The organism is Bdellovibrio sp., assembly GCF_036384735.1.
In the GTDB taxonomy this organism is placed as follows: Bacteria; Bdellovibrionota; Bdellovibrionia; order Bdellovibrionales; family Bdellovibrionaceae; genus Bdellovibrio.
On the sequence record NZ_DASVLT010000049.1, the window covers coordinates 1 to 19863 of the forward strand.

Sequence of the window (19863 nt, forward strand, 5' to 3'; positions counted from 1 at the left end):
AGATAGAAGCTCTGAAACTCGTGGAAAAGCGTGCAGCATATCCACTTCGATGCCAATTCCATGAATATTTAAATAATGCTTCATGGGTGCTCCTCGATAGATGGAAAGAATCTGCGAATGGCTCCCACAATAACGCCTAAAGGGTAAAGGGCATAAATAAAGATCAAGCTCAGAGAAAGATAAAACCACAGTTTGATATCAAACGGTTTGGGAGCAGTCATGAGGCTTAATATAGAAATCAAAATAAGAACGGAAAGCAAGAGAACTGGATGAAGCAACAAGATGATTGCAAGAAAAAGATAAAGACCCACCAGTCCTAAAAACTGAAGCTTGCGATTGCTTGAAGCTTCTTTTAACGTCAGTCCTCGCCCGAGGCCGTACTTGAACATTTGAATCATAAAAGAGGACCAAGTAGGCCTTCTAAAATGCCACACAAATAACTGAGGTGAATAAAGCCCTAAACACTTTGAGTCCTTGAAAAGTCGCTGTAGCAAATCGGTTTCTTCGCCGTATTTGAGATCCTTATGAAAAAGGTCCTGATTTTCATTCTTAATACACAGATTGCACAAAGCAAAAGGCAGCTCGGATCGGGTAAAGAACGAATCTTTCCTTAATGAATAGCGACTGCTAATTGCGCTCGTGCCCCAGGTGCTGGCCAGGGCCAGGCCAGAGGCTCTTTCAAAAAGAGTCGCTTGAGGCGGCGATAAATTTGGTCCACCCAGGACCTGAAGATCGGGATGTTGGCTGATTAAGTCGCAAAGATCGACTAGATAGCTTTCGGGTATAATGACATCGTCATCAAAGAAAACAGTGTAGTCCGAAGTCATCGATTTCATCAGGACGTTTCTGGCCGCAGGTGGACTTAGGTGGTTTTTTATTTTTAAAATCTGAAAGGAGTCGCTCTTGCTGATCTCATGGTTTGACAGCCAAATCGGAGCTTCAATCCCATTCAGACCCAACAACACTGTAAAAGTATATTTCTTTTGACTCGCCACTTTCTGAAGGCTTCGCGCAAGGCTCTCAAGGCACAAGTCTAAACACTTGAAGCGGCCGTGCGTGATAATAACGATCAGAACTTTAATAGGCATTATCAGATGGTACATAGACGCCAGCAAAAAGAGAACATTTTTACTGCTACCAACACTTCGATGTATCAGGGTAGAATTTAATTCTGTGGTTAACTTTCGCAAGCAGCATCTTTTATTTTGGTTGGGATCTCTTCTTTGTGTGGCTCTTTGCTTGGGGCTGCGATTTTATCAAATTGGCGCACAAAGCTATTGGCTGGATGAAATGGTCTCCTTGCATTTTGCCGGGAATCAATTTCTTAAAGCCGTCCTTTGGGACAATCATCCGCCACTTTATTTTCTGATCTTAAAAGCGTGGCTTCATTTTTTTGGATACTCGGAAATTGCGACGCGTGGTTTGTCTGCCATCATCTCGACCGGAACCTTGACAGTTCTTCTGTATCAGCTGACAAAAAGATGGGGAGGGATGTGGGCGTTTCTTGCTGGTTGCCTATTTATTCTTTCACCGGCTCAGATTTTGATGTCTCAGGAAACTCGAATGTACACTTTGTTCGAGTTGGGATTGGCCATTCAGTATTTCTGCTTTCTTGATTGGTTTTCCAACAGAGATCGCAGGAACTTAAAATGGCTTATTGGCTCTACCGTATTTTTTCTTTGTACTCACTACTTGGCAGTCGTTGTTTTAGTGGCTGAAACTCTATTTGCATGGAAAGGACATTTGATCCGCCGCAAATGGTGGATTCTTGGAACTTTGATTGCATGGTCTTGTCTGGTAGTTTTCGTTCTGGTTGATTGGAAATATTTGCGTTGGCAAAAGCAAAGCTGGCTTGAAGTGTCCGCGCTACAAGAGTTTCTTCATCTTGTGAGTGACCTTTTCTGGGGACGAGCAGCTTTTGGTTTGGTAGCTCTTGTTCTGTCGGTGTATTCAGTCAGAAAGAATAAGGATAATTTAGAGCTCTGTATTTTGCTTCTGCCTTGGTTTTCGATATCAATTCTATTGAGTATTGGTTTGGTCATGGGCCGCAATATCTTCTTTGTACGTTATTTCGAATTTTTAATAGTGCCATTTATCGTGTCGATTGTACTTGCACTGCGATCGCTTTCCAAATGGCTCGTCGGAGTTGGAATTGCTATCGTCGTAATCTGCTGTGCGATCTATCTTCCCGAGGTCTATGCAATTAAGAAAGCACCATGGAAAGATGTGGCTGCATATATTGGGGAAAATCCCGGACCCGTCTATACAACACGTACCTTGGCTCTTGAAACTCCGTATTTTAGCTCTCGAAAAATACCAGTGCTTCGTTATGTGAATGTGGCCTCTTTACCTTTGAAGAAAGAGCCAGTTTATATTGTTGAAACTTACTTCCAGGGAATCACTAGCTTTCCGGTGATTCAAGAGCAGCTTCACCAAAGTGGTGTTCAATCTGAGATGCTTCAGTTCGAGCGCAATGGATCTGATATCGTTCTTGTTTTAAGGATTCTTCCTCACTAGGCCAGGGTCTTGATAGAATACGAAGGGCTTTTTCCTTGAGAACAATCAGCTCGCCTTATTATACTACCGTCATGAGTTTAAAAATCGCTGGTCTTTCTTTAGTGTTAACTTGTTCGATTTCCTATGCTGTAGATACAAAACCTACACAGGATGTGAGCAAAGTTGAAATCACAGAGCCTGGCGGTAAACCTGAGATGATCGGCTATCATCTTGAAGATTTCGGTCCTTTCGCTGAAACTTGGAAAATGGTCACCGTCCGCTATCGAGAAGACAGCGGAGAAATGCGCATGACCTACGCAAATCCTATCGCTGCTAAAGCCATGGCGGAAAAAAGAGATAAGTACGATTATCCTGACGGATCAATTTTCGCGAAGATTGGCATCAAGACGGAACGTGATCCCTTGTTCGCAAGCTCGATTGTTCCTTCAGGAGCCAAGCGCTTTCAATTTATGATTCGCGACAAGAAAAAATATGCTGATACGGATGGATGGGGTTATGTGCTATTCGACTCTCAGGGTCTGACCTTTCCTGGTGATGTGCACGCAAATATCCAAGCTTGTCATGCCTGCCATAAGGTAGCGGAAAGTCGCGATTATGTTTTCTCTGAACAGGCGGATTTCAACTCGCAAAAGAATATGTTCAAAGAAATAAAAGAGCGTCGAGAAAAGCTTCAGCAGGGAATGAAGGATTCTTTCCAGCTTCGAGAAAAGAAGAATCTTCCAAAGCTTGTTAGAAAATACGTGAAGAAATCGAATGACTTACGCTTCTATGAAGGGCCAATTCGTGAGGCCACCTTTTCAGGAACAGTGGATGAAATCGTTCCGATGCTTGTCATCGAGTCTATTCGAGCAAACAAACCAGCTCTTTTTCTTGCTAAGAATGAAAAGGAGTTTTCTTTGGTGAGTGCTATAAAATCAGATCAAAAATGTGCTGATTCTATGAAACCATACTATGTAAATCTCTATCAGACCATGCAGGTTCCGGCTTACCGTGGATCTCAAGAAATCTCTTATAGAGTTGTGCAAAAAAGTTTTTGTCACTCGGGTCGATAGCAGCGGGAGAGCTCATCATGGTTAAGCAGCAAGTAAAAGAAGAAAAAGTACGAGTAAAATGGTCCGATCTTTTGGAATCCGATATGCCGGAATTCACCCGGGGACCAGAGTTAAGTAAGCTTGCAAGTTGGCTTCACCCTCATTATCAATCCTATATCAGTCCTGTGAATCCAATCTTCGTTTCAGAGATTCCGAATTTGGAAGTCTTGAATTCAAAAAAATTGTGGGCCATTCGCGATGGTTTGGTACCACTTTTATTTTTCTTTACCAAATTCAAAAGTCCAAAAGGACTTCGCAGCAAGATTTTGATCGAGCAAGAACTTTTGGACTGCGTTCCCGAAGTCTGGCGTCCCTATGTAGGTAGCTATTACCTGCAGGCAAAGGAGAGTTCTGTCGAGGTAGATAGGGCCTTCATTTACGGTGTGAACTCGGAAGTATTCATGTCCAAGGAGAGCATCTCTAAGGCTCTAGATCGATTTACACAAAGAAAAAAGCCCTGGAAAGAAATTTGGATTTATCTTTCGACACGTCAGTTTACGCCATTGGAAAATCCTCGCCATCATACGCAGATGTTTTTAGAAATTTTCCAGCGCACAGGTGCTCAAATGAACGTCGTGGATCTTCAGGAAATTTTGGGCGTGCAAAGTTGGGAAGGCTGGGAGCTCTTCGAATTAAATAAGAAGACAATTCTTGCGGATAGCTGGCTTTCCCACGCGGTTGTCAGTCGTGGTGGGCATATTGCGGACATCAAACAGCCAATGAATTCCGAAATTGTACATCTGTCAGCACATCATAATTGCGTCATTCAATGGGACGTCGACTGGCCGAAGGTCAAAATACAGGATCGCCAAGAGAATATGAGCGAGCTTATTCAAAGTCTCGAAGCGAGAACTTTTAATTGGAAGAAAATTTTTAGCGAGGCAAAAGTCCTGAAAATTCGGAAGAGCCGCTAGAGTCTCAACTTGAGATTACTGTTAAGAATATTTTCCCGGAAATTTATGTATTGTAAAAGATCTGCCGATCAGTAAAGCATGAAGAAGCTACTTCTCTTGATCGTTCCGGCGGTGTTTCTATCGGCGTGTTCTATGGACGCGACGATCAGTGATACGTTTGGAGAAGCCGGAGCCTACACGGTAATTGCTGCCGAAGTTATGAAAAACGATCAGGCTCTTTATGGATTGGGCCCAGATATCAAGAAGCAGCAAGTTCTTAGCAGCAAATACAATAAATTTATCGTTATGACTTCTGTTGGTGAACCTACTGACAATAACTTTCAGACTAAAAATGGCTGGACTGTGCGCATGTCTCTTGTTGGGACGGAAGGCGCTCTCATCGGTAACACCAACTAAATCTTAATCGCTTTCAAGGTTTCCTAAGAACGCTTTGTTCAACTTCTATCAGAAGGAGAAAAGTACGTATCGCATTTGTACGATTTTTAATTTCTTTTTCACAAGAAACTTAAGAATCGCTTGAAACAAGACGATAAGTTTTATGCTTTATCAGATAAGGGACGTACATGGAACGGGTCATATTGGCTCTTTTGATAATAGTAAAATTCGCGCTCTGGGATGTGTCTGTTGCACAAGCTCAGAATCGTTTTTTAGTTCCTTACCAGGGTCGTGTGGTAAAGAACGACGGATCGCCTATCAGCGAGACTGCAAACTTTAATATTAAAATTAAAACTCCGGACGAAAGCTGTACTTTGTGGGAAGAAAATCAAACTGCCACGGTACTGCAAGGTTACTTTCATCTATTAGTTGGTTCCGGAACTCAAGTTGGTACAACGGCATATACATTCAGTCAGGTGTTCATTACGGGCACTGATTACAGCAGTACTTGTCCTTCTTATACAGCGACTTCTTCTGATGACAGAAAGATTGTTGTGACGATCGATCTTGCCGGTGAAACGGTGAACTTGGTCAGCCAGGCGATCAAAGCTTCTCCATTTGCATTTGAGGCTTATCAGTCGCAATATGCTCAGAACGCAGCCAAAGTCGGTGGCGTTGTGGCGGCTGATGTTTTGACTGTGAGTGGTGCAAGCTCTGACAGCAGTTTGCGTTCGAGAAATCTTTCGACTTCTGAATTTCAACGCCTTGTCGATTTGTTAAATGGTACAAGTTCAAGTCAGATCCCATTGGGTCTTGGTACATATACAACTGCCCAAGAATCTTCTTCGACATTCACCCAAGGTCAAATTTGGTATAACACTGACACAAACGAGGTTCGTTACTATAACGGAACTAGTGATGTGAACTTGTGTGACTCTACGTCTGCGGTTTCGCAAGTCAACACAGGAACAGGCCTTCTTGGTGGTCCAATCACGACGACGGGTACGATCTCTGTTGACGTTGGTACGACTGCAGGAAAGATCGTTCAACTAGACGGTTCAGGAAAGCTTCCTGCCATTGATGGTTCTCAACTTACGAATTTGAATACGTCAGCGTTTAATGGAACTGTTCCTGTAAGTAAAGGTGGTACAGGCTTGACTGCGATGGGCGTTGCCAATCAAGTGATTGGTGTGAACAACGCGGCGACGGGTCTCGAGTACAAGTTCATGAATGCGGGTACTGGTATCACCATCACGAACTCTGCAGGTGGTATCACCATCACGTCAACAGGTTCGGGAAGTACTGTTTCTACGGTGAGTGCAACGGCGCCAATCGTGGTTTCAAATGCATCCACGACGCCTGCATTGTCTTTGTCGCCGGGAACTGTAGCGGGACAAAATTTACGTTGGAACGGCAGCGCTTGGGTCGCTGCCAATTTAGTTTATACAGATCTAATTAACAGTGTGTCTGCAAGTCCTTGGCCATCAACTTCTTGTACAACGGGACAAGGTGTCGTTTGGTCTTCAACTTCAGATTCATTCACCTGCGCAGATATTACAGTTCCAACTTCGAATATCTCTGGCGTATTATCTACGGCAAATATCCCTAGTTTGGACGCTTCAAAAATCACAACAGGTATTTTGCCTATTGCACGTGGCGGTACAGGACTAGGAACTTTGGGAACTGCAAATCAAATCTTGGGTCTGAATGCGGCAGCGACAGCATTTGAGAATAAGACTTTGACTGCGGGCGCAGGTATCGTCATCACGAACAGTGCAAACACAGTGACGATCACAAATACATCAAGTGGTGGTACTGTCACTCAAGTAAATACTGGCAATGGTTTGACCGGTGGTCCGATCACTTCCACGGGTACAATTGCTGTCGATGCGGGTACAGGCGCTAATCAAATCGTTCAATTAGATGCATCAGCGCGCTTGCCAGCGGTAGATGCCTCTCAGGTGACAAATTTAAATCCTGCGAATTTTTCAGCAACAGTTCCTGTCACAAAAGGTGGTACAGGTTTGACAGCACTTGGTTCAAGCAATCAAGTTTTGGGTGTCAACGCTGCCGGAACTGCGATGGAATATAAGACTGTGACTGCGGGTTCTGGCGTGACAGTTGCTAATACCGCAAACACAATCACCGTTTCTGCGACGGGAACAGTGACTTCAGTTTCTGCAACTGCACCTATTACAGTGACAAACGGGTCGACGACTCCGGCTTTAGGTTTAGCTTCAGGCACATCCACAGGTCAGACTTTGCGTTGGAGTTCAGGCGCTTGGAGTGTCGCTTCATTAAATCTTCATGATTTGGTGAATAACTCAGGGGCATCTCCATGGCCTGCTTCTGACTGTACAACAGGTCAAGCTGTGACCTGGGTTTCTGCTAATGACAATTTTACTTGTGCGACGATCACAGTGAATGACTCCAATATCAATTGGTCGTCAAAAAGTGCCGCAACATTCTTTGCCGGTCCTACTTCAGGTGGTGCGGCAACGCCAGCGTTTAGAACAATTGCTAGTACAGACGTCAACACAGTGGCTTACGTTCCGGGTGGTAACTCGTTTGGTGCAACAGCAACATTGGGCACGAACGATAGTTATGGTGTAAGCATTAAAACTAATAATGTGGCTCGCATGACAATCGATTCAAGCGGTAACGTGGGTGTGGGTGATTCTTCTCCATCATCCAAATTGACAGTATCTGGTCAGATGCGTTTGACCCAAAGCTATAACGCTTCTGCAGCGACGTCATTCGATTGGAATAACGGAAATATCCAATATACGACGGCAAGCTGCGGTTCGAACTGGACATTCTCGAACATGCGCGATGGTGGTTCTTACACATTGATTGTGACAGGAGCTACATCAGGTACTTGTACATTCGTGCAATCATCTCCTGATACATTATCAAATGCTTCATTTAAATTCGTTCCAGCAAATGGACCAACAGTAGCAAATACGGCAACAATTTTTACCTTTGTTAGAGCCGGTTCTTCTGTTTTCGTCAGCTGGCAGTCAGGTTATCAATAGAGTTGGGGAGGTTTATGAAAAAGCATAATGCCCCAGTACTTATCTTAGCTCTGATGATGCTTGCGCAGACTGCTTTTGCGACGACTTCCACTCGCTTTAATCTTCACTTTAAGGGTCGTCTTATTCAGCCAAGCGGTGTGCCATTGACGATGGCTGCTGTTGTTTTTAATTTGCGAGTTAAAAACTCGGATGCAAGTTGCATCCTGTATTCTGAAACTCAGATGGTGAACGTTCAAAATGGTTTCTTTGATGTCAATCTAGGTGATGGCGTTCGCACGGATGTGGGAACTTATTTATTCAATCAGATTTTCATTACGGGCACAGACTTGTCATCAACATGTGCAGGCTATATTGTGCAATCCGATAAGGACATGCAAGTACAGATCTCGTTTGATACGGGATCAGAACAAGTGGATTTAGACCCACAGCCATTGAAAGCCGTTCCCTTTGTGTATAACTCCTTCAATGCAACACAGGCTTTGGATTCAGCAGCTTTGAATTCGTTGCCAGTGACGGATTTGATGACGGCGGCTGGAGCGACAGCTTCGAATTTAGCAACTTCTAGAAATCTTTCGATTGCAAATTTCAAAACACTCACTAGTTACTTGGCAGGGAATAGTCCGGCGCAAACTCCGGTGGGTATCGGGACTTTGAGTTCTACCCAAGTAAGTACGATGCAAGGCTCTGGTGAGTTAACGGCGGGTCAGATCTGGTATAACTCGACAGATCACAATATCTATTACTACAATGGTACAACGACTAAAATAATGAGCTATGTCAATGACATCGCTGCTGGCACTGGGGTGCTTGAAAGCACTTCGGGTCGTCAATATTCTTTAAGCTTAGATGTGGGTACTGGCGCAAACCAAATTTTGCAAGTAGGCGCTGGTAATAAACTTCCAGCAGTTGATGCGAGTCAATTGACCAACATTAATCTTACAAATATTCCTGGCACTATTCCCTTGGATAAAGGCGGTACGGGTCTTTCAGCTATTGGTACAGCGAACCAGATTCTTGGAATGAACTCTGCGGGCAGTGGAGCTGAATATAAAACTTTGTCCGGAGCAAATGGTATTGGAGTGGCTGTCTCTGGTAACACGATCACGATCAGCAATCCGACAGCACTTTACTCGGTCACAAACATGACTGCATCAAGCCCGCTCTCTATTGCAACGGGAAGTTCGACTCCGGTTGTATCAATCACTAACGGAGCAAGCGTTGGTCAAACGATTGTTTGGGATGGTGCAAACTGGAATGTTACAAAAGCTCCTTATGGAAAAGTTGTGAATAATGCCGGGTTGTCTCCATGGCCTGCGGCTTCTTGTGCCACGGGTGAAGTGGCTGTATGGCATAGTTCGACAGATACAAGTGTGGCGGCAGCACAGCGCGATACTTTCACTTGTGAACCTTTGATGATCACAGCTTCCCAGTTATCTGGAGTTGTGGATCCTTCAAATGTTCCTGACTTAGATGCTTCGAAAATTACATCCGGAACTTTGCCTGTTTCATTAGGTGGTATTGGTGTTTCAAACATCGTTGCCGGTGATGCAAATAAAGTTTTAGGGATTAATGCTGCGGGGGACTCACGTGAATTGAAAACGATTGTTGCCGGTTCTGGTATGACAATCACTAACAATGCGGGTGAAATCAACATCGCGGGTAATGTCACGAATGGTACTGTCACGAACATCGCAGGCGGTACAGGAGTTTTAGGTGGACCTATTACTTCGACAGGAACTCTTTCGCTGAATACAGCGCAGGGAACTTCTGTCGCCGCTAATCAGTATGTACAGTTGGATTCGTCGAGCAGATTGCCGACGGCAGACGGTCAGAATTTAACGAATTTGAATCCGAATAACTTGAGCAGTGCTATTACTGTAGCTGAGGGTGGCATTGGCCAAACAAGCTTGGGGGCAGCTAACACTGTTCTTGGTATAAACGCCGGAGCAACTGGCAGCGAGTTTAAAGGAATTGTTGCCGGCACGGGTATGACCGTCACTAGCACAGCTGGCGGAATCCAAATTTCTCCAAATGCAAGCGCGGGAACTGTATCTACATTCTCGGCTTCGAGTATCTATAATGTGACTTCGACGCCATCTCTGACTCCGTCAGTAGCCTTTGTGAATGGTTCTTCCACGGGAAATGCTTTTAGATGGAATAGTGGTTGGTCGAATAATGGCTTCTTAAAATATACAGATATTGTTAATAATAGTTCGGCCTCACCTTGGCCGGCAGCTTGTACTTCCGGAACTGCGCTGGTTTGGAATTCAACGACGGATTTGTTTTCATGTCAGACATTTACGTTGAGTGATGCGAATTTAAATCTTTCAACCACTCAATCTGCAGGAACATTCTTTGCCGCACCAACTTCTAGTGCAGGAACGCCATCTTTCCGTGCTATCGCAAGTACGGACCTTGCGACAGTGGCGATTCTTCAAGGCGGTAACTCATTAGGGGCCGTTGCAAGTATCGGCGTTAACGATGCGAACGCGTTGCAAATTGAGACAAACAGCTCCCCTCGTGTTTATGTGGATGGCTCAGGTCGTGTCGGTATAGGAACAACTCCAACGGACTCTGCTTTAGAGGTTGCGGGACAAATGCGCTTCACCTCTACACCAAGCACATCTTCTGCTACAATTGATTGGAGCACGGGAAATAATCAGATCACGACTTTAAGCTGTCAGAATTTCACTTTCCAAAATATGCGCGATGGAGGCATGTACACGCTTATTGTAACTGGTACTACGGCTGGTTATTGTCAATTTGCACAAACGACCCCAGATGCGTTAACATATGCTTCGAACTTTAAGTTTTATCCGGCGGAATCTACTACTTCGGGCTTGTATGTCGCCGCGGGTGTAGCAACGATCTTTCACTTCATTCGTGCGGGTAATACGGTTTACGTGAACTGGCTCACAGGCTACTAGGGAAGGATTTAAGATCATGAGACTTTGGAAGTCGCAAAAGCCATTCATATGCTCTTTGCTTCTCTTGGGAATTTTACTCCCAACTTCCTCTGCTTTTGCGGTGAACTTCAATCTTGGTGAAATGATGACGGGCTTCTTTGATGCCTCGGGATCTTTCGGTGACGGCGCCTCGGGTGCGTTGACCGTGAACTCAAATGCGCCAACAGTTGGCACGGGCCTGAGTGGTTATCCATACAATGGCAAAGCGTCTCCATTAGTGGTGAATACGCTGGCGACTCGTTTGAATGCCGACGCAGCAAAGGGAGCGACATCATTGACTGTCGTGAGCAGCACAAGCTTTGCCGCTGGAGATAATATTTTAATTATCGGTATGGACGGCGTGAACGCAGGTAAGATGCAATTCACTACGATTAGCTCTATCGGTAGCGGCACGAACATCGTGATTCCTTCGCCAGGTCTTTATAACGCATACTCTTCGACGACAACCGCAGGAAACTATGTTCAGATTTTAAGAGTTCCACGTTATACCAATGTGACGATCAACTCGGGGGCCGTGATTTCTGCGAACGCTTACAATGCATCGACAGGTACAGGTGGTGTGGTTGCCTTCAAAGTGAGCGGCACATTGACTTTGACGAATGCATCCCCGGTTTCAGGATCTGTTTCTATGGGCAGCAGCTATATTACCGACACAACTTACGATATCGGTTTTGCTGGCGGGTCTGCTGCCGCAGGTTCAGGACCTGGTGGCGGTGCCAGTGCTGCAACCTCAAACGGTGGTACGAACATGAGCCCCGGCGTTGGTACGAACTTGATCATGGGCGCCGGTGGTGGAGCGCCATCAGGTGGTGTCGGTGGTGTTGGCGGTGGTATCGTTATCGTGAAAGCCGCGGCTGTATCTTTGGGTGGAACGATTACTGCGAACGGTCGCGCAGGTTCAGGGACTAACGCAGGTGGTGGTGCCGGTGGTACCGTTGCTATCTTCACGAACACTTTAAGTTGTAGTTCGGGCGCAATCTCCGCGACGGCAGGAGCTCCGACCGGAACAGGTTCTGCGGGATCTGTGGGAAGGGTCTTCGTCAACTATACGACGACTCTAGGTTGTCAGCCGGGCACAACAACGACGACTTATCAGAAAATGCGCCTTAAATAGCGTCATTTAGAATCAAAATTTAATTTGAATGGCATGGACTGACGTCGACGGACTTTAGAGGGGCAAACAGTAGGGATTTCTGTCCCTCTCTCAGTTTAAAGACCTTGTGTTAAATTTCTTTATTATTGTCTCTGTCATCTGATATCGTCTTGGTTATGTCGACATTTCTTGATGATATTAAAGAGACGAAACGTCAGTTAGATAAGGTGTCACCTTCTTTCTGTCTGGCGAAGTGGTTGCAGGTAACTATTCATTTGCATAGTGGTTACACGCATTCTTGCCACCATCCTATCATGCATAAGATTCCGCTCGATGAATTGAAGGACAACCCTTCTGCGCTTCACAATACGCCTTTAAAGAAAGAGCAGCGCAAGATGATGCTTGAGGGCAAGCGCCCACCGGAATGCGGCTATTGCTGGAATATCGAAGATCTTCCAGGAAAAAACATCAGTGACCGCATGGTGAAGTCCAATGACTATTGGGCGAAAGAGTATATGTCTCAGGTTGCGAATGCCCCTTGGGATGCTAATATTCAACCGACATACGTGGAAGTTTCTTTCAGTAAGATCTGCAATTTCAAATGCTGTTACTGTTCACCGAACTTTTCATCTTCATGGGTTTCAGAAATGCTTCAGCATGGGGAGTTCCCTACGCGCAGTCGTCATCACTCGATTATCACAGAAGATGAATTGGAAGTTCTGAAGCATAAAGACAATAATCCTTACATCGAAGCCTTTTGGAGATGGTGGCCAACACTTTATCCGTCGCTGAAGGTTTTTCGTGTGACGGGTGGTGAGCCTTTGCTTAGCAAAGACACTTTTAAAGTTATTGATGAGATCGCAGCTCATCCTACTCCAAATCCAGATATGGAATTGGCAATCAATTCGAATTTCGGTATTCCAACGAAATTAGTAGAAAAACTTTGCAAAGGGGTTTCGCCCCTTTTGAAAGAAAAAAAGATTAAGAATTTCAGACTGTATATCAGTCTTGATACCTGGGGAGCTCAAGCCGAATACATCCGTTCGGGTTTGGATTTGGAATTATTCCAGACAAACTTGAAGACGGTGATGAAGCTTTTGCCAGAAGCTGACATCACCTTCATGTGTACCTACAACGCTCTGGGTGTTGTGAAGTTTAAGCAATTTCTTGCGCAACTTGCGAAGTGGAAGAAAAAGCAGAACATTCTGATCGATATCTCTTACTTGCGTCATCCTGAATTTATGTCGATCAAAGTTCTTCCAAAAGAATTCGGTCGTTATATCGAAGAAAGCCTGGCTTTCATGGAAGAGAACAACTTTACCGACTATGAAATCAATAAGCTGAAACGTGTGCTGGAATATTTCAATTCCGAGACGGGATATAATCAAAAAATGTTCCGTGCGGACTTCGTTAAATACTTCACTGAAATCGATCGTCGTCGCAAAGTGGATTTCTTAAAAACCTTCCCTGAGCTTAAGAAAGAGTTCTTGCAGTGGAAGGCAGATCTTGAGGTTCAGGAAACAACGGCTTAGTGGATGAATTGGCAAATTCTTAAAGATCAAATTTTTGCGCTGACGATCGCCAACATGAAATCCCGATATCGCAATACGATTTCAGGAATCATTTGGGTGATTTTAAACCCGATTATCATGTACGGGGCGCAGAGCTATGCCTTCAGTCACATTCTGAAGTTGAATATTCCCAATTTTAATTTATTTCTGTTATTGGGTTTGCTTCCTTGGCTATTTATTTCTCAGTCGATCCTGATGTCAGCAACGATGCTGGTCAATTCGGGCGCTTTGTTAAAGTCTTATAGCATTCACCCTTTTGTCGTGGTGGCATCGCAGGTATTGGACAATATGTTCAACTTTGCTTTGGCTTTTTTGCTTATTCTAATTCCAAGTGCATTTTTCTCGGACATTCCTTTGATTCGATTTTTTTGGTTAATTGTCCCTTCGTTCAGCCTTGTGATCTCGGTGATCTCGCTATGTTGGTTGATTTCGGTTTTAAACGTTTTCTTCCGCGATACAGCTTTTGTAATGACGTTTATTTTGAATGTTTCATTCTTTCTGACGCCAATTTTCTATCCGGTGAATATGATCAATGACGACTATCGTTGGATCGTAAAGTTTAATATTTTCCATCTGATCATCAGTCCTTTCCAGAATATCTTGGCCAGTCAAGATCAGGTGTTACTGGAAAGTACTGCAATTAGCTTAGTGGTTTCGGTGGGCCTGGCTGCGACCTCATTCCTTGTTTGGAAATGGAGACGAAATGAACTCTTCCGCTACCTCTGATTTATTAATCAAGGTCAAGGACCTCCATTTGAGTTTTGATGCTCCACTTTATAAATCTTGGACATTGCGCGATCTTTTTGTCGATTGGGTGAAGAAGCCATTATCGGCCCTTGAGGACTCTCAGGAGTTACATGTTCTTCGTGGAATCAATTTGAAGATTCGCAAAGGCGATCGCATCGCTATTCTTGGAAAAAATGGCGCCGGAAAAACATCGTTGTGTCGTTGCATTTCAGGGATCTATTCTCAATCCTCTGGAGATGTGGAAGTCACAGGAACACTGCGCGCGATTTTCGATACGTCGATGGGAATCCAACCCGAGTTGACGGGCTTCGAAAATCTAAAGCTATTGAGTAAGTTCATCTATCCGCTCGAGCGCGGACGCCACCATGACATTATTAAGGACTCAGCTGAGTTCTCTGGTCTAGGTGAGTACCTGCATATGCCTTTTAAAACCTACAGTAACGGTATGAAAGCACGTCTGTGTCTGTCTTTAGTGACAGCACTTCCTGCGGATATCCTTATTCTAGACGAAGTGTTCGATGGGGCCGACATTTCTTTCCGCACCCGAATTGTGGGCAGAATGACCGAGTTGATTGAAAAATCCGGCGCGGTTCTTTTTGTCAGTCACAGTCCTGATCAAATTCGTCAGGTTTGTAACAAGGCGATTGTCCTAGACCAAGGCGTAGTCAGCTTTTTCGGAGATGTTGAGAAGGCAATTTCGATTTATAAGACTCTTCCAGAATTTGGCAATCCCGAAGGCTTGTAGTAATATTCCCGGAGGGGGATTTATGAGAAAGTTTCTGGGAGTTTTGGGTCTCGTATGTTTCGCTGCGCTTGTATACTGGCTGACGATGTTTTCGTCCGACAAAAAAAATGTCAAACCAGTTGTTGAACAACCCAAGACATTCAAAGCTGTTTTGTTCGTAGCACACAAAGCCGACCATGTCAGACAAGTCAATATCGGCAAAGAGTTGGCAAAGCGAATTGAAGACCGCTCTCAAGGTCGTTTGAAAATTGAGTTGAAATTCCCCGACGACAAGAAAGATGGCAACTACTATCGTGAAGCTTTAACGATGGTGATGAGCAATGCCGCTCAATTGACGACAACGAGTACACCGCATTTGGCGGCTTTGGATCCTCAGTTCCAAGTTTTTGAAATGCCATTTTTATTCCGCTCTAATGAGCATGCATTTCATGTCATGGACGGCGAGATCGGCACGAAGCTTAAAGATCATTTATTGCAAGCAACTCAAAATAATCTCAGAATTCTTTCTTATTCTTATGGCGGAGGATTTCGCCAGTTCATCTCGAATAAACAAATCACAAAGGTATCGCAGTTGGCCGGTCTAAGAATGCACTATTATGGGCCGACGGCAGATCCTAAAGACGATATTAAAACAAACCCGGCACTGGCTCGTTTGCTTGAGATTCTTGCCTATAAGATGACTCCGGTAATGAACGAAAGCCACCCTGAATACACATCAGGCTTGGATTTCTTTAAGAATAATCTGGTGGATATCACTGATGACCACTACGGAAACGTAAGTCGCCTTTATAAAAACTTTGGTCCCATCGAGGGAAAGATGAAATACATCTGGGAAGTGGATCACAGTCTTTTTGTTACCGCCTACGTTGTGAATGAGAGGTTCTTCCAAACTTTGCCGAAGGATTTGCAAACCATTGTCCAAGAAGAAGCGCAACGTATGGCTATTGAAGATCGAGAAGGTGTCGTGAAAGTAAATCAGAATTCGAAAGAAGAGTTGATTAAATCGGGTACGGTCGTGACACCGATCTCTGCTAAAGAGAAGAAAATCATGATCAAAGCCAGTCATGCGGTTTACGATAAACTGGAGCCTCTTCTTGGCAGTGATCTGATTAAAGCCATCGAGGATTTGGATAAGACATCTTCTGCGACTCCAGCTGCCGCTGCGGAGCACTGATAAAGGTTTAATGTGACGAAGACATTTGCTGCGAATTTTCAAAAAAAATACTCTGAATTTTTCGCACTCGAGGAATTTAATAGTACACCTGTGTTAGTTGTCGCAATCTTGGCCGTTCTTTTGGGAATGGCTTTAGCTTTTTATGGTGGTTTCCCTACAGGATGGGGCGCCATCAATATGGATAATCCGGGCTCTTTTATCTGTCCCAATTTTCTTCAGCACTGCGAGAAATTTATTTTTCTTAGAACCGGCGCTGGTTATTTTTCCCATCGTGTTTTCTTTGCATTCGGCCTATTAGGTCCATTGGTTTTGACGGCGGTATTTGCTTATAAGAAGCAATGGGTTTGGATGCATCTTGTATTGATATACTTGGTAATTGCAAAAGTTTATTTAGGATTTATTGCCGATGCTAATGTCTCTGTTCCTTTCATGATGTTCAATTTGGTTCCGGCATTTGTGCTTCTGTTTTCGCGCAAAAGATGGACGGATCTACGTTGGTGCTTCTTACTTTTATATTTCATGGCGGGGTTCGTGAAATTAGATGAGGCCTGGATTGTCGGATCTTATTTCTCGACCACAAAAGAAGGCCTGAGGCTTTTTCCTCACTTCGCAATACCGCTGGCAACGAACTTGGTGATTTGCTTCGAGCTTTTTGCCGTATGGTTTTTATTCCACAAGAATTCCAAAATTCGCTGGGTTGTCTTAGTCTTCTTTATAATTTTCCATTTGTATTCAACGATCTATGTCAGCTTCCGCTATCCGCTTTTGACGTTGCCATTGCTGGTGACTCTATTCGGAGCACCAGCCCCCGCAATCGGTTCACGCGTTAGTAGAGTGGGCGTCGTAATGACAGCTCTGTTGCTTTTTGTAAATTTATTGCCATTCATGGCGGGGCCTAATCACAAATGGACTGCGGAAGCAAAGCAGTTCACATTGGATATGTTTGATGGAAATCGACAGGCTCTTTCTAGAAGCGAGACAAAATTTAAAGACGGCCATATCTTTGTGAATGAAGTTCCACACACGAATGCCTACGATCGGGCAAAGCCTTACAATAACTGGTGGTTCCTAAAAAGAAGCTGTAACGATCCAGAAGTTGTCAGCGTGGCATGGACATTCACTGTGTCTGTGAATGGCGGCCCTTTCAGAAGAATTATCCAGGAAGATGATGTTTGCAAAACAGAATTTCATCCTTTCCGTCATAACGAGTGGATTCATTTGGATGGTCCTATCGTGGGTTACCCGACAACGAATTATTATGTGGGACCTGGTGAGCTCCAACAGCTAACACCGTTTAAGATTTACGATACTCCGCAGATTCAATTAAGTTCGCTGGCGCAATTTAATCAAGATCACTTGCAGGCGATCCGCCTGACGTACGCGATCTTGGCCTTTATTACATTCTGTATTATGGCTTCTTATCGCGGTCGCGAATGGCTTGGATTGCGATTGTAATGAAAAACGCAATTATCATTCCCTCAGCGAAAGATCGCATTCAGAATAATTGGCCAAGTCTTCAGATGATTGGTCAAAGTTTGGAAGAGACTTACGACTCTTTTCTTAAGGATAAAGTTAAAATTAAAGCTCCCTTTTCGGGAGTTTCCCAGGATTCGCAAGAGCTCATTCAAACTGTCGGAAGACTTCCTGATCATAGCCATTTGATTTTTCCCTATGCGATTCCTAAGCAGGTGCGTTTGATAAAGCCACTATTAACATTGATCAAAAATAAAAGTCTTAAGTGCCGAGTGCACCTTTATGGGGACTTCTTTCAGCAGTGGCCTGACTGGAAAGATTTGCTTGGAAAAGTACCTGACGAAAATTTCAACCTGGCCGCCTTGTCTGAAAGATTTGCGCAGGTTATCGCTGATACTTTATCCTCACCAAGGAATATTCAGGTTCTAATTCCATCGTTAAATCTGACCTCTTGGACTTTTGACAGAAGCCTACGAGGAAAAGTCAGATCAAAGATGAATTTGCAAGATGACGAACTGCTTATTTTGACAGTCAGTCGCATAAACGAATGCAAAGGATTCTTTCGCAACTATGAGGTCGTGAAAAATCTAAGCAAGAATCATAAAGTGCGTTGGGTGCTCGCCGGTGAATTCGATGACTGGAATCTTCCTTACGCAGGAGAAGTATTTCCGGCTGGATATACATTTTCATCCATCATTCGGTTTCTAAGTTCTCAGAAATCTAATTTTCAAATTGAATTCTTGGGTCATATAGAGTCTGCCGAAGTCAAAGATCTTAGTCACGCGGCAGATCTATTTTTACATCTAAGCCGCAGTTTTGAAGAGGATTTTTCCCTCGCGGCTCGAGAGGCTATTGCCAATGGTCTTCCGTGTGTCTTGGAAGATTGGGGACCGTTTGTGGATCTTGCGAGCTATGATAATGTTATTCTGGGCGCTCGCGGTCTGGAAAATCTTTTGCATGTATCTTTGGAAGATAGGGAAAAATTTAGTCGCGATGCAATTCATAAAATGCGAAGCATAGATCAAAAAAGATTTTTGGATTTTCTATCATCCTCAATGTCATTTGATACAACAAAGATCAATCATCTGAATCTCGAACAATTCAAACACGCGATGGAAGGACGCCATGAATAGATTTTTTAACGAAAATACGAAAAAGCAGATTATGGCGGAAAATTTAATCTCCTATCTTGAAACGTCTGTTGAAGGCATTTTTTATCCTGCAACTCGCAGGATTTATCTTCCCGAAGGGCAGATGATTTTTGCTGCGAGTGAAAAGACCTCAAAGCAAGCATTTATCAGGGATGGCTTGTGTGAGGCGCTAATGACAAAGCCCAGAAGGAATTTGATCTATCCGGAAATATGGAAGGCCCTTTACCCGGATATTTCTAGTTGGCGTTTTGTTGGATTTAAGACCGAAGAAAGTATAGAAGAAATCATTCTTATTTTTATTGTCAGAGATTTTTCTATAGAGCGAGAGGTTCTGGAAGTGCAATTGCAAGAGCTGCAAAAATCAAGTCATTACAAAAAGTCTCGCAGTCGATTATTGCTTTTGAATTACTCTGAAAAGAGCCCTGCTTTTATAAGAAAACATTTCCAGTTAGATAAATTGTCGCTTTTAACGATTCCTGAAATGGAAAGCTTAAGAAGGTTAGAAAAGACACTGGTTGCGGAAGTGAACTCCCACTTCTTTATATCTGAATCCTATTTCCTGCATTTAGGTCTATCACGGGGGGGAACTTACTGGGGACCGAAAGTGGAAAAAGAAAAAGATAAGCACATTGTGCCGCTGTCTCTTCATCATGGCTTAGAAATTAAAACGAGAGCTTAGTATCCGCCGTCACTGCCAGCGAACGCGCCAGTAGAGTTTAAGATTGTGGCTCCGAATGGAGCGACCTTGGAAATCTTCGCAAACAGAGATGCGATTTCTGTCTGAGATTTTTTAGATCCAGAAGACTTTTTCTTATTAGATTTTTTCTTATTATTTTTAGACGAGGCATTGGCTTCAGAAGCCTTTTTAGAAGGCTTTGAATTAGGCGCTTTATTTCGGGAAGATTTTTGACCTCGGCCTTTATTCGCCACTAAAACCTCTTGCTACATGAATGTGCCAGTCGTTCCATTATCGACTATCAAGGACAAATTTGTCAAGAATAGGGCAAGGGC

At 43.9% G+C, this 19863-nt stretch carries 16 protein-coding genes; 14 read left to right on the forward strand and 2 right to left on the reverse strand.

Translation table 11 applies throughout. From position 1 onward, the window contains the following. Window positions 1-80: 80 nt before the first annotated feature. On the reverse strand, window positions 81-1103 hold the full coding sequence (locus tag VF412_RS14725; protein ID WP_331340015.1) for a glycosyltransferase family 2 protein: 1023 nt from the start codon (window positions 1101-1103) through the stop codon (window positions 81-83). Between the two features lie 70 nt (window positions 1104-1173). Here VF412_RS14725 and VF412_RS14730 point away from each other — a divergent pair, with 70 nt between their 5' ends. The 14 genes from VF412_RS14730 to VF412_RS14795 all read left to right on the forward strand — a co-directional run bounded on the left by VF412_RS14730 (window position 1174) and on the right by VF412_RS14795 (window position 19531). Beyond that, entirely contained in the window at window positions 1174-2517 is a 1344-nt protein-coding gene (locus VF412_RS14730) for a glycosyltransferase family 39 protein (RefSeq protein ID WP_331340016.1), read from the forward strand. Window positions 2518-2588: 71 nt separating this feature from the next. Further along, complete coding sequence (locus VF412_RS14735; protein WP_331340017.1) at window positions 2589-3569, forward strand: cytochrome P460 family protein; 981 nt, start codon at window positions 2589-2591, stop codon at window positions 3567-3569. Between the two features lie 17 nt (window positions 3570-3586). After that, window positions 3587-4522, forward strand: coding sequence for a hypothetical protein (locus VF412_RS14740; RefSeq protein ID WP_331340018.1), 936 nt, complete (start codon window positions 3587-3589; stop codon window positions 4520-4522). Between the two features lie 78 nt (window positions 4523-4600). Next, a complete protein-coding gene (locus VF412_RS14745; protein WP_331340019.1) occupies window positions 4601-4918 on the forward strand; it encodes a hypothetical protein in 318 nt (105 codons plus the stop codon). Window positions 4919-5085: 167 nt separating this feature from the next. Beyond that, window positions 5086-7932 (forward strand): hypothetical protein, encoded by a 2847-nt coding sequence (locus VF412_RS14750; RefSeq protein ID WP_331340020.1) that lies wholly within the window; start codon window positions 5086-5088, stop codon window positions 7930-7932. Between the two features lie 14 nt (window positions 7933-7946). After that, window positions 7947-10859, forward strand: coding sequence for a hypothetical protein (locus VF412_RS14755; protein ID WP_331340021.1), 2913 nt, complete (start codon window positions 7947-7949; stop codon window positions 10857-10859). Window positions 10860-10875: 16 nt separating this feature from the next. After that, window positions 10876-12012, forward strand: coding sequence for a hypothetical protein (locus tag VF412_RS14760; protein ID WP_331340022.1), 1137 nt, complete (start codon window positions 10876-10878; stop codon window positions 12010-12012). 155 nt (window positions 12013-12167) lie between these two features. After that, window positions 12168-13523: a twitch domain-containing radical SAM protein gene (locus tag VF412_RS14765; RefSeq protein ID WP_331340023.1), complete on the forward strand. Its 1356-nt coding sequence runs from the start codon at window positions 12168-12170 to the stop codon at window positions 13521-13523. 3 nt (window positions 13524-13526) lie between these two features. Beyond that, entirely contained in the window at window positions 13527-14288 is a 762-nt protein-coding gene (locus VF412_RS14770; RefSeq protein ID WP_331340024.1) for an ABC transporter permease, read from the forward strand. Beyond that, window positions 14266-15054, forward strand: coding sequence for an ABC transporter ATP-binding protein (locus tag VF412_RS14775; protein ID WP_331340025.1), 789 nt, complete (start codon window positions 14266-14268; stop codon window positions 15052-15054). The genes VF412_RS14770 and VF412_RS14775 overlap by 23 nt, the downstream gene beginning before the upstream one ends. 22 nt (window positions 15055-15076) lie before the next feature. Continuing rightward, window positions 15077-16228, forward strand: coding sequence for a TRAP transporter substrate-binding protein (locus tag VF412_RS14780; RefSeq protein ID WP_331340026.1), 1152 nt, complete (start codon window positions 15077-15079; stop codon window positions 16226-16228). 12 nt (window positions 16229-16240) lie between these two features. Further along, window positions 16241-17683 carry a hypothetical protein gene (locus tag VF412_RS14785; RefSeq protein ID WP_331340027.1) on the forward strand — a complete coding sequence of 481 codons (1443 nt, stop codon included), beginning with the start codon at window positions 16241-16243 and terminating at the stop codon, window positions 17681-17683. Continuing rightward, on the forward strand, window positions 17683-18834 hold the full coding sequence (locus VF412_RS14790; protein ID WP_331340028.1) for a glycosyltransferase: 1152 nt from the start codon (window positions 17683-17685) through the stop codon (window positions 18832-18834). Before VF412_RS14785 ends, VF412_RS14790 begins: the two co-directional genes overlap by 1 nt. Then, entirely contained in the window at window positions 18827-19531 is a 705-nt protein-coding gene (locus VF412_RS14795; protein ID WP_331340029.1) for a hypothetical protein, read from the forward strand. The genes VF412_RS14790 and VF412_RS14795 overlap by 8 nt, the downstream gene beginning before the upstream one ends. On the opposite strand, the gene VF412_RS14800 is transcribed toward VF412_RS14795, so the two are convergent. Continuing rightward, the gene (locus VF412_RS14800; RefSeq protein WP_331340030.1) at window positions 19528-19782 is read right to left on the reverse strand and encodes a hypothetical protein; all 255 of its coding nucleotides are present in this window, start codon (window positions 19780-19782) and stop codon (window positions 19528-19530) included. The two genes, VF412_RS14795 and VF412_RS14800, sit on opposite strands and share 4 nt — an antisense overlap. Window positions 19783-19863: the final 81 nt, after the last annotated feature.